This is a genomic window from uncultured Campylobacter sp. (assembly GCF_938040115.1).
In the GTDB taxonomy this organism is placed as follows: domain Bacteria; phylum Campylobacterota; class Campylobacteria; order Campylobacterales; family Campylobacteraceae; genus Campylobacter_A.
The window spans coordinates 1-11,848 of sequence record NZ_CALHXD010000195.1; the positions used below are offsets into that span (position 1 = coordinate 1).

An 11,848-nucleotide genomic window follows, 5' to 3' on the forward strand; every position below is an offset into this window, starting at 1 on the left:
CTATAGCCGCGCTGGTGCCGATGCTGGTGCCTACGATCAGGCGCGTGAGCGGGAAAAGCACGATGATGAGGATGATAAACGGAAAGCTTCTTAGCGTATTTACCGTGATGTCAAGCGCGATAAATAGCGGTTTGTTTGGCTTCAGACCGTCTTGCGCGGAAAGAACGAGCAAGATAGCGGGCACTAGGCCTATGAGAAACGCTAAAAGCGTCGAAACCACGCTCATATAAAGCGTCTCACCGATGGCCGGAAGCAAAATGCGCTCGAAAACGTCGGGAAATTTAGAAAAATCTATGCCAAACATCACGCCACCTCCCATAATACGCCGCTTTGCTTGATATACTCGGTCACGCGCGCTTCGTCTTTAGGATCGACGTTGATGACGAGCGAGCCTAGCACGTTTTCGTTTAGCTTTTCAAGCTTGCCCCAGACGATGTTAAAGTCGATGTTTAGCGTGCGCGCCATATGCGTGATGACGCTGTTTTGAGCGACTTCTTTTGGGAAAAAGAGCCTGATATTTACGCCCTCGCTCGGCAAAATTTCATCCTCGCCGAGGAATTCTTTCATCTTTTCGTCGGGTTTTAAAAATAGCTCCTCGATCGTGCCGCTGCCGATTATCTTGCCGCTTTCTAGCAGCACTGCGCGGCGCGCGATGCTTTTTACGACCTCCATCTCGTGCGTAACCAAAACGACGCTGATGTTTAGCGTTTGATTGATCTGCTTTAAAAGCTCGAGTATAGAATTTGTCGTATTTGGATCAAGCGCAGAGGTCGCTTCGTCGGAGAGCAAAATTTTAGGACTCAGCGCAAGTGCGCGGGCGATAGCGACGCGCTGTTTTTGTCCGCCGCTTAGCTCGCCCGGGTAGCTTGCGGCTTTGTTTGCAAGACCTACGAGTTCTAGTAGCTCGCTCACTCTTTTTTTGATTTCGCCGTCTGAGTAGCCCCAAAATTTAAGCGGGGTTGCGACGTTTTCAAACGCCGTTTTTCTAGCCATCAGCGCAAAGTGCTGAAATATCATCCCAACATCTCGCCTAAGCTCTCTTAGCTCTTTATCTTTTAGCGCCGAGATTTCTTTGTCAAATACCTTTAGGCTGCCGCCTTGATAGTCCTCTAGGCCGTTTATGCAGCGAAGCAGGGTGGATTTACCCGCGCCGCTGTGGCCTACGATGGCGAAAATTTCGCCTTTTTCTACGTTTAGGCTGACGCCATCTATGATCTGCGTCGCCCCGTAAAATTTCTTTAAATTTTCTATTTTTATCACTAATTTTCCTTGTTTTTAAAACCGCATAAATTTATAAAATTTCGCGCCTTAGCTCATCGGCGCTCTTTGGCGAAAGAAGCGCAGGGGCGATGTCAAATACGCTAAACGCACCGCTTTCGCCTTTTTTAGCCAGCCTATACGCCGCGCGGGCGTAGGCTACGAGCACGCTTGCGGTAAATTCGGGATTTGAATCAAGCTTTAGCGAAAACTCGATCAGATGTTTATTTTCGCCGCGCTCGCCCGTCGCTCCGCTTCGCAGGACGAATCCTCCGTGAGGGATGCCGCCGTGCTCTTTTTTAAGCGTCGCAAGATCTACGAAATGCACGCTCGTGTCGTAGTCGGCGAAGTAGTTTGGCATCGTTTTTATCTCGCGCTCGATGCGCGCTTTATCTACGCCGTCCTGCACCACTACGTAGCACTCGCGCAGGTGCTTTTCGCGCGTTGAAAGCTTTGGATTTTCGCCCGCGCGAACTCGCTCCAAGGCGCTTTCTATCGGCACGGTGTATTGGCGCGCGTCCACAACGCCCTCGATCCTGCGGATGGCGTCTGAGTGACCTTGGCTTACGCCTTTGCCCCAAAATGTATAACTGCTGCCGTTTTCTAGCACGCTCTCGCCAAATAGTCTATTTAGCGAAAACAGACCCGGATCCCAGCCTACGGCGATGATGCCTACATTTCCGCCCGCTTTGGCTGCGGCGTCTACGGCAGCGAAGTGCTCAGGGATTTTCGCGTGCGTATCGAAGCTATCGACGACGTTAAAGCTCTGCGCAAACTCGGGCGTCTGCGTCGGCAGATCCGTCGCGCTACCGCCGCAAAGCACCAAAACGTCAAATTTGCCCTTGTGCGATAAAATTTCATCCGCGCTAAACACCGGCGCGCCGCATGTTTTTACTTCGCTTGGATTCCTACGGCTAAAAACGGCTGTTAGCTCTAAATCCTTACTATTTCGAGCGGCAAGCTCCACGCCGCGACCTAAATTTCCATATCCCAAAACCGCTATTTTTATCTTTTGACTCATTTTTATCCTTTAAATTTAACTAGTGACAAAGTTTCACTTCATCAGCAAATAATAAATCACATATATCCAACTTAAAAATCCGTGAATTATCGCCCACAATATGCTTTTATTAGCTCCCCATGATAGTGCGACGGCTATGACCGTGCCTAAAGTAAATCCACCGATGCTACCTTTCATTTTTTCTCCTTGATTTAAAATTTAGGTTCAAACGAGCGGACTACTCGCCGAACGCCTTTAGCTCGTCGCATACTTTGGCGAATTTTTCCTGCGCGCTTTGCAGTCCTTCGCGGTTGGCTTCGACCACGGCTTGCGGGGCGGAGGCCACGAATTTCTCGTTATTTAGCATACTTGAGAGCTTTGCTATCTCTTTTTCTAGTTTGGTTTTTTGCGACCGCAGTCGCATGATCACCGCACTCATGTCCACGCCTTCAAGCGGCACGAAGACTTCTAAATTTTCGCTCACGTCGCGCGCGGCGTTTTCGATTTTAGCGTCGCAAAACTCGATCTGTTCGCATTTGGCTAGCAGCGCGATATAGTTTGTCGCCTCGGTCAAATTTTCGTTTCCGTTTAGCTTGATGAAAGCTTTTGGGATCTTTGAGTTGCCTTGCTCGATGGTCGCCTTTGCGCGGCGGATAGCTACTATCGCCTCGATTACTAGCTCAAAGGTCTTTTCTATCTGCAAGTCGCGCTCGTTAGCTTGCGGATACTCTTCCACCATAATCGAGCTTGCGTTTTCTAAATTTGAGCCGCTAAGCTCGTGGAAAAGGTATTCGGAGATAAACGGCATAAATGGGCTGAGCAGTCTCATAGCCTCTTTAAATATCGCTCCAAGCTCCCTTACGCTGCCTTTATCGGCTTTGCTAAGCTCGATGCCCCAGTCGCAAAACTCGTCCCATAAAAATTTATAAATCGCATTTGCCGCGTCGTTAAAGCGGTAGGCGTCGATGTTCTCTCGCACTTCGCGCACGCACTCGTTAAAGCGGCTTAGCATGTATTTACCAAGCTTTGTTTCGATTTTCGCGTCGCTTAAATTTGCAAATTTAGACTCGTTTAGCAGCAGATATTTGCTTGCGTTGTAAAGCTTGTTTGTAAAATTTCGCACGAGCTTCATCTTTTCGTCGCTTAGCTTTATATCGCGTCCCTGCACGGCAAGTAGCGCAAGCGTAAATCGCAAGACGTCGGCGCTGTACTCCTCGATACTAACGAGCGGGTCGATGACGTTGCCTAGGCTCTTGCTCATCTTTCTGCCTTGCTCGTCTTTAACTAAAGCGTGCAGGTAGATATCGTCAAACGGCAGCTTGCCAAGCGCGTTTTCGCCCTGAAACATCATCCTAGCCACCCAGAAAAACAAAATATCAAAGCCGGTGATTAGCAGGTTGTTCGGGTAAAATTCGGCCAAATCGCCGTCAAACCATTTCTCGTTTTTTAGCTCCTCGCCGTTGCCCCAGCCAAGCGTGCTAAACGGCCAAAGTCCCGAGCTAAACCAGGTATCAAGGACGTCCGGGTCTTGATGGAAATTTGCGCTTTTGCATTTTGGACACTGCGTCGGATCGCCTTCGTCCGCCCACTCGTGTCCGCACGCGTCACAGTAAAATACCGGGATCTGATGCCCCCACCATAGCTGGCGCGAGATACACCAGTCGCGAAGCTCGCGCATCCAGGCGTTAAAGCTGTTTATCCAGTGAGCCGGGTAAAATTTAGCTAAGCCTTCGCCGACCTTTGCGATCGCGTCGTCCGCGATCTGTTTTTTGACGAACCACTGCTTTGAGATGTATGGCTCGACGACGTTTTTGCAGCGGTAGCAGTAGCCGACTTGGTTTTCGTAGTCTTCGATCTTCTCGACGTTTCCGAGCTTTTCTAGCTCCGCGACGATAGCGTCTCTAGCCTCTAGTCGCTCAAGCCCCTTAAACTGCGCGCACTGCTCGTTTAGTATGCCTTTTTCGTCAAAAACGGTTATAAATTTTAGATCGTGCCTTTTGCCGACCTCGTAGTCGTTAGTGTCGTGCGCCGGGGTGACCTTAACAAGACCCGTTCCAAACTCCATATCGACGTGCTCGTCGGCGATGATCTCGATCTCGCGACCGATTATCGGCAGGACGACTTTTTTGCCGATCAAATTTTTATAGCGCTCGTCTGCGGGATTTACCATTACGGCGGTATCGCCGAAGTAGGTCTCTGGCCTTGTCGTTGCCACAACGACAAATTTGCTTGGCTTATCGGCAAAATAATATCTCAAATGATAAAGCTTGCCTTTGTTTTCCTTATGCTCAACCTCGATGTCGCTGAGCGCGCCGTCATGCGTGCACCAGTTTATCATATAGTTTTCGCGTACGATGAGCCCTTTTTCGTAGAGATTTACGAAGGCTTTTTTGACCGCTTTTCTTAGCCCTTCATCCATCGTAAATCTTTGGCGCGACCATGCAGGCGAGATGCCTAGTTTGCGCATCTGATGCACGATCATACCGCCGCTTTTTTCTTTCCATTCCCAGACTTTTTGGACGAAATTTTCGCGTCCGAGCTCTTCTTTTTTGATACCTTGATTTAGCAGTTGCTTTTCAACGACGTTTTGCGTGGCGATACCTGCATGATCAAGGCCCGGCTGCCACAGCGTTTTGTAGCCGTCCATTCTTTTGTAGCGCGTCATTATGTCTTGCAGGGTAAAGGTTAGCGCATGCCCGATGTGAAGCGAGCCCGTTACGTTTGGAGGCGGCATCATGATGCAAAATTTACGGCCGTCTTTGCGGATGTTTTTGTTCGCGTCTATCTCGAAATATCCGCGTTCTTCCCAAATTTTATAAAATTTATCTTCTACTTCTTTTGCGTCGTAAAATTCCGCCATATTTTATCCTTAATAATTGTTTAAAAAATGTCGGATTTTACTACAAATTTGCTAATAGTATGTTTAAAATAGGTTGTTTTTAAGAATAGGCAAAGAAAGCGAAGCGGCTAAAAAACCGCTTCGCAAAGGATCATTTGACGATAAATTCGTGCTGAGATAGATCGTAGTCGCTCATGCTCTCGTCGTACATGTTTTCCGTGATGACCGCAGGTAGCATGCACTTACCGCTCATGACGACGCGAAGAGGCGTATAAAGCACGTGCGCATCCTTGCTGGCACTCAAACTATAAAAGCTCAAAACTCTGTCGTCCTCGATGTTTTGATGCTCGAGAGTTAAAGAGTTTTTCGTAGCTTCAGTTCTTACGTTTGGTACGATGTTTTCGTTTACCACCTCAAGGCAAGGGCTGATCGTTTCGTTTATCACGCCGTTTCTGATAAACTCATTCGTTTTAAGAGAAAGCTTCGAGTAGATGACGTCGTTTACCTTAAGCGCGTTGATATCGATCTCTTTGCCGTCTTTGCCGACGAAGGTTCTATAGATATCAAGCCCTTTCTTGTCAAATTTGTGATTTACGTCTAGCTTTTTGTAGCCTGACGCGCTAACGCCTAGATACACGGCTGCGCCGTTTTCAGGTACGATAGTAATCTCAGGCTTTTTAGGAGCGATGTTGATAGCTCCGCGACCGTCGAAATTTAGATCGTGTCCGTCGGCGATAAGCTTAAATTTGTTCTCGCTTGAGACGTCTTTGATATAGGCTCTTAGCGCTCTTAGCGTAAATGCGCGCTCCTGTGTCGAATGCAGCTTATCTACGCGAGCGATCAGGTAGTCTGCTAGCTCGTCGCTAAATGCGTTTTTCTCAAAGTGATTGGCGTGCAAAAGTAACATAAAGGCCTTGTTTCTGATCTCTGAGCCAAAGTTATCTGCTAGCTCTTTTTCGCGGTCAAAGGTCGATTTGTTTAGTCCTTTTAGCACTTTTTCGCTCTCTTTATTTAGTCCCTCGTTTTTGAGGATCGCTGCCATCAAGTATCCGTCAAGCGCGCTGTTTTGGTATCTCTTTTGATCGTATAGAGCGTTTAGCTTTGATCTATCGAGTTTCTTTTGCGTGCTTAGGACGTAGGCTGCGTAAAGGGCTTGGAAGTTATCGTTGCTGCCAAATGCCTTTAGCCAGTCGATCGCTTTACTTTTTACGTGGCTATCTAGCGCAAAGCCTGATTTTTCAAGCGTAAATAGCATATCGATAGCGTAGATCGAAGCAAAGTTGTTCGTGTAGCTTAGCTGATCCCAGTAGCCGATGCTGCCGTCTGTTTTTTGCATATTGATGACGTCTTGCAAGCCTGCTTCGACGAATCTTTTTCTATCGGCTTCTTTTGCCTTGGCTTCTTTAGAATCGTCTCCGCCAAGCACTAGGAAATTTAGCTCAAAAAGCTTACTTGAGCGTTGCTCGGAGCATCCGTAAGGGTAATTTACGAGCTTGTCGCTATTTGCGCTTAGTACGCCTTTGATAGAGCTTGAAGCGTCGATCCTGATGCGTTTAAACTCCTCGTCAAGCTTAAATGTCTTTTCCACGGTAGCCTGGAAATTTTTAGCGTAGGTACTAAGCGGATAGGCGTGGATGACGTCAAGCTTTTGCGAGTACGTATAGCCGTTTTTACCGTCGTTTGCGGTGAAATTTATATATGATTTACCCGTAGCGTTAGCATCGATGACGAAATTTAATTTCGCGTTTTCGTTAGGTTTTAGCTCGATGCTGTCAACTGCTAGCTGTGCGTTTAGGTTCGTATCTATGCTTAGGGCGACGGTTTTTGGCTCTTTAGTGGTGTTGATCACTCTTAGTGTGTAGTTTACCTGGTCGCCTTGGATCAAATACGCAGTTTGCGTCGGTTTTAGGATGATGTCGTCTTTTACCTTGACGGCATTTACGCTAAAGCCGAGCTTATCGCCGATGACGCTAAGTACGGCCAAATTTATCTCGGAGTTAAAGTCGCTAGGCACCTCTACGTCAAAGTTCGCTACGCCGTCCGCGCCCGCTTTTGCGGTTTGCATTTTGATGTAGGTTTTGACGTTTTTCTTATCGACCGGGCTAGCAAATTTTGCCATTCTCATCTCCATAAGGGCAGCCGCCGCGTCGCCGCCGAAGCTTAGTACTTTACCGTCTTTTTTAAATCCGCTCAAATTTGCGTAGATGTCGTAGTCAAGCACGCCGTCGTTTAAAATTTTGTCAAAAAAGTCAAGCGGGCTCTTTAGCTTTTGATTTGTTACTTGTAGCACGCCTTCATCAACTGCAAATAACGTAACTTCCGCATTTGGCTCGGTTTTTACGGTAGTTTTAAATTTGGAGTTTGACTTCACGACTTTTGGCGCTTCGATGCTGACGTTTGTCGCTCGGTATGATTTATCCGCTTTTGCATAGACTTTATCGTAGGTTCTAAACGGCAAGACATCGTTATCGGCTACGCGCATGATGGATGCAGTTACATAAAGTCCCTCAAAATCGAAGTCAAGGTCAAATTTGGCGTTTGCTACGTTGTTTTCTATATTTACGACTTTATACTTTTTGACGTTTTCTGACTCGACCGTGATGATGCCGATGCCGCTTTTTAGCACAGAGCTAACGTCTACGTTTAGCGAGTCGCCTTTTTTATAGACTTTTTGATTTAGCTTGATTTTAGCTTTAGCTAGCTCTTTTGTCGGTTGCAACGTGCCGCCGTAGTCCCAGCCGCTAACGTAGATATCTAAATTTGCCGAGTGGCCGCTTAGGATATCGGAAACCACGACTATGAAGTCGCCGCTTTGATTGAAATCATAAACGAATTCGTTACCGCTAAGAGTATCGCTAAAGACCTTTTCGTAGCGTTTGTTCCATTTTAGATAGCCTTCTTTGTCGTAGTTGTATTCCCAGATGGCTTTTTTGATCTCGACGGCTTTTTGTCTATCTTTTAGCTCCTCGTCTTTAAGCGGATCGACGCTTACGAAATTTAGCGTTAGTTTGGAGTTTGCGTCGATGTAGGTGTCGTTTGCTCTGACGCCGACCATAACGTCAAAAGGATATACGCTAAAGTCGTTGCTAGCGCTTACATTTTTGCCGTCATCGTTAATGGTAAATACCGCGGTGCCTTTTAAAATGCTTGCGATTTTGCCTTTGTTTTGTAGCTTAAACGCAGTCGCACCTTTGCCCTCGTTGTCTAGAGTGACTGGTTTAGTAAACTGATCTAGGCCGTTTGCGGCGTATTCGCCGTTGCTAAATTTATACTCTTTAAATTTATCGTTTTTGTAATCTTGTTGATATAAATTTAACGCCACGTCGCCTTCTAAATTAGCCGCCGCTCCGCCAAAAAGGTAGTTGCTTTGCAGTTTTACGTCTATTAGATCGTCTAGAGCGTAAATTTGCTTATCTAGCTTAACTTCGTTTTTGATGCGTTGCGGAGTAAAGGACTCGACTGAAAAGTCGTAGCTATCGATGATTTTATTTGCAAAGATCACTTCAAATTTAAACGTTCCGGTTAGTCCCGAGTTTACCGGCTCGTCGAAATTTATCACGCCAAGCTCGGTGGTGTTTACGCCTTTATTTAGGATCACTTTATTTTGCGGATCTCTGATTTTTAGCTTAACGGGCATGTTTGAGAGGCTCTTAAACAGCGCGTTTTTGATGATGATCTCGCCTTTTATGTTTTCCTGCGGGCGGATGATGTTGCTAGCAAAGTGCAAATACGCGCTATACGTTTCGCTTCTATCTTTGGCGTCTAAATTTGACTCCTCGTTTAGGCGTTTGTTTTGCGATAGGGCGATGAAGCTTTGCTCTTTACCTAGCGTTAAAACTGCGCTTGAGACGTCCTTGCCGATGTCTTTTTTATTAAATTTAAATACGCCTTCGTCGTTTGTGATGCCGCTTGCGATGAGATTGTTTTTAGTGGAGTAAATTTTGACGTCCGCGTTTGCGACCACTTCGTTTTTACTCAAGCGGTTGGCAAATAAAAACACCTCGTCTTTTGAAACCTTCATGCTTAGGCCGATATCGGTTAGATAGACCGCTTTTTGTACGCTTTTGTCTTTGTCGTAGTAGATCGTGACTAGATAAACTCCGTCGCCGCCCTCGGCAAAGTCAAGCTTGATCTTGCTTTTTTGCATTTCGTTTTGAGCGCCGCCGATCTCGTAGTTTTTGCTAGCTACTTCCTCGGCGTAGTTATCCAAAGGAGTCTCGGTAAAATTTAAAAAGTATCTTAAATTTTGCTCTTTTAGCTTTTCGACGACGACTTTAGCGGTGTTTGTGTTTACGCTTTTTATGCCGATCTCGCCCAGGTTAGACATATACGTGCCGCTATCGGTAAACTCCAAAAACGGCTTTAGATCGCCAAAAGCGACGTTAAAGGTGGAGTTTTCTCGTAGCATCGAGTAGTCGTCGCCAAAGCCCTTATAGAAGGTGATTTTGTAGGTTGTCTGCGGTTTGAAGTCTTTACTGGTGATGTCGATATAGTAGTAGTAATACTCGCCGTCGGCGTCTTGGTGGCTAGTGTACTCCATTTCGCCAACTTCAAAGCTATTTACGCCCTCGACCTTGATAAATTTTTTAATATTATCAGAATCTATCCAATCTTTAAGATAGAGTCTAGCCGCTAGTTTGCCGTTATCTAGGCTAATGCCTTCGACTTCGTTTAAAAACATAGTCTTGGCTTTTGGCTTATCGACGAAATTTTCATCGGGATTTGAGACTTTTTGCACGACTTCAAAACTATCGGCCAAATTTATACCCGAAGTATTTTTGAGGTTTTTAGAAACCGAAAATACTAAATTGTCGCCGCTTTCAAGTAACTTTATCTGAAAGCTTTTAGGCGTTTTGGCTACGATTTTATATTTGATGTTTTGTTTGGCTAAATTTTGCTTGTCGTAAATTTTAAAATTCGCGGCAAACTCATCCTCGCTAACCTCGTCATTAAACACCGCTAAAAAGGTATCTCCGGAGTACTCGATCATATTTGATAGCACGAAATCTCCGCCGTAAAATTTAACCTTACTATCGCCTTTTTTGCACGAGTAGCTTACGCCTTTTGCAAGAGGCTTTTTAGGGTAAAAGAAAATCGAGTCTGATCCATACTCAAAGGCTCCCGTTATCTCGGGCGCGCACTCGATTATTTTTTTGTGCGTGACCTTGCCGATGAGAGACTGTTCGTTTTGGGCATACTTGACGCCAATGCTTACCGAGCCGTCGTCTAACGCCCTGCTTGAACCGTCAAGCGTAAAGGCGCTTAAATTTGCTGCCAAGATGCAGCTTAGGCTTAAGCCGACTAGCTTTAAACGCATTAAAACCTCCTTATTTCGATATTGATTTCGCTTAAATTCGAATTTTCGTCCAGACACCCGAGCTTGTGTTTGCCTTGCGTTAAATTTAAGGTATTTTCGCTCGCGTTGTTTACTTTTTTCCACTCGTTTTCGTCGATCTTGAGATATATCTCATCGCCGATATACGCGTAACATTTTAGCATAACTTTGGTTAAATTCTCATCGCTCAGCAGAATTTGATTATTTGACGGCGTTGCAACGAGAGGTTTATAGCTTTTAAATTTATAGTAACAAGGACTTTCTTTGATATCTTCTTGAGTAATCGCGCCGTTTTTTAGTAAAAATCCTACTTCATCGCCCCTGATACTCTCGCAGATATCCTTTGGCGCAACGCCCTCTATCTGCCAGTCGTCCTCCTTGTCTCTGCACTCTTTAAATTTAAACGCGTCAAGGCAGGTTTTTTTGGACTCAATGCCGCCTGGCGTGCTCATGAAAGACAGTTTTTGCTTTTGAGCCAGTAGCTTAAAGACGTCAAAAACCGTGCGAGACGCGTCGCTAAATCCGCTTAAATTTTGCGTCTTTTTGCCGTTAAAGTTACCAAACCACACCGCGACAGTGTAGTCGTTATTTACGCCGATCGTATAGATATCGCGCGAGCCGTAGCTGGTGCCGGTTTTAAAGGCGATTTGAGGCGTGTCTTTTGCGTATTGCCACGCGACGCCAAGGTAACTGCGGGAGGCGGAGGAGAGCATCTTTGAGGTTAGATACGCGCTTTGCGGGCTGATTAGCCGTCCGTAGCCTAGTACCGTCTTGCCGGCAACCTCTAGCGGTTTTAGCTCGCCGCCGTTTGCGTAGATCGTGTAGAGGTGGGCTAAGCTTAGCAAGCTCATTTCCGCACTTCCAAGCGCGATACTATCGGCGTAAAATTCCTTTGAATTGCTCACCAAATGCACGCTAGAAAGCAGCTCATAGAGCGAATTTTCTCCTAGTTTGTTGTTTAGGCTAACGGCCGGGATATTTAGGCTAAGCGCTAGCGCCTCGGTTGCTGAGATGATACCAAAAAACCTGCTGTCGTAGTTTTTGGGCACGTACTCTCCGAGGAAAATTTCTGTATCTATCATCTGGCTTTTTGGCGTGATGAAACCCTCGTCGAGTCCTAGCGAAAATATAAACGGCTTTAGCGTCGAGCCCACGTTTCTGCTCATCGTTACGCCGTCGTTTTGTCCCTGCGGAGCGTGCCAGTCGTGCGAGCCCACGTATGCCGCTACGCTCATATTTTTGTTATCGATGATTATCCCCGCGGCGTTGTATGCGTCTTTTGATTTTAGCGAGGTTGCCGTATTTTTTAGCGCGTTTTCGAGTAAAATTTGCAAATTTAGATCTAAATTCGAGTGCGTAACGCCGTTTTTTAGAGCTTGCGCGGCGTAGTGCCTGGCCTTATAAACGGCGTCGTAGC

General features: G+C 46.2%; 6 protein-coding genes and 1 pseudogene. All 7 read right to left on the reverse strand.

Features of this window, described 5'->3' with window-relative positions; translation table 11 throughout:
- A pseudogene (locus tag Q0314_RS06760) lies at positions 1–304 on the reverse strand (methionine ABC transporter permease); the annotation flags it as partial.
- Complete coding sequence (locus tag Q0314_RS06765; RefSeq protein WP_002952599.1) at positions 304–1,260, reverse strand: methionine ABC transporter ATP-binding protein; 957 nt, start codon at positions 1,258–1,260, stop codon at positions 304–306. The pseudogene Q0314_RS06760 and the gene Q0314_RS06765, both read right to left, overlap by 1 nt.
- A 31-nt stretch (positions 1,261–1,291) precedes the next feature.
- The gene (locus Q0314_RS06770; RefSeq protein WP_298057715.1) at positions 1,292–2,278 is read right to left on the reverse strand and encodes a diaminopimelate dehydrogenase; all 987 of its coding nucleotides are present in this window, start codon (positions 2,276–2,278) and stop codon (positions 1,292–1,294) included.
- A 33-nt stretch (positions 2,279–2,311) separates the two neighbouring features.
- On the reverse strand, positions 2,312–2,455 hold the full coding sequence (locus Q0314_RS06775) for a hypothetical protein (protein WP_002952601.1): 144 nt from the start codon (positions 2,453–2,455) through the stop codon (positions 2,312–2,314).
- A gap of 40 nt (positions 2,456–2,495) precedes the next feature.
- Positions 2,496–5,117 carry a valine--tRNA ligase gene (locus tag Q0314_RS06780; protein ID WP_298057717.1) on the reverse strand — a complete coding sequence of 874 codons (2,622 nt, stop codon included), beginning with the start codon at positions 5,115–5,117 and terminating at the stop codon, positions 2,496–2,498.
- A 130-nt stretch (positions 5,118–5,247) separates the two neighbouring features.
- Positions 5,248–10,413, reverse strand: a complete 5,166-nt coding sequence (locus tag Q0314_RS06785; protein WP_298057718.1) for a FixG Ig-like domain-containing protein — start codon at positions 10,411–10,413, stop codon at positions 5,248–5,250.
- A partial coding sequence (locus Q0314_RS06790; RefSeq protein WP_298057720.1) for a penicillin-binding transpeptidase domain-containing protein occupies positions 10,413–11,848 on the reverse strand: 1,436 nt, incomplete at its 5' end. The genes Q0314_RS06785 and Q0314_RS06790, both read right to left, overlap by 1 nt.

What these genes read in the sequence shown, in the direction of transcription:
- Q0314_RS06770 (WP_298057715.1), bottom strand. Translation starts at nt 2,278, where the DNA reads ATGAGTCAAAAGATAAAAATAGCGGTTTTGGGATATGGAAATTTAGGT.
- Q0314_RS06775 (WP_002952601.1), bottom strand. Translation starts at nt 2,455, where the DNA reads ATGAAAGGTAGCATCGGTGGATTTACTTTAGGCACGGTCATAGCCGTC.
- Q0314_RS06780 (WP_298057717.1), bottom strand. Translation starts at nt 5,117, where the DNA reads ATGGCGGAATTTTACGACGCAAAAGAAGTAGAAGATAAATTTTATAAA.
- Q0314_RS06785 (WP_298057718.1), bottom strand. Translation starts at nt 10,413, where the DNA reads ATGCGTTTAAAGCTAGTCGGCTTAAGCCTAAGCTGCATCTTGGCAGCA.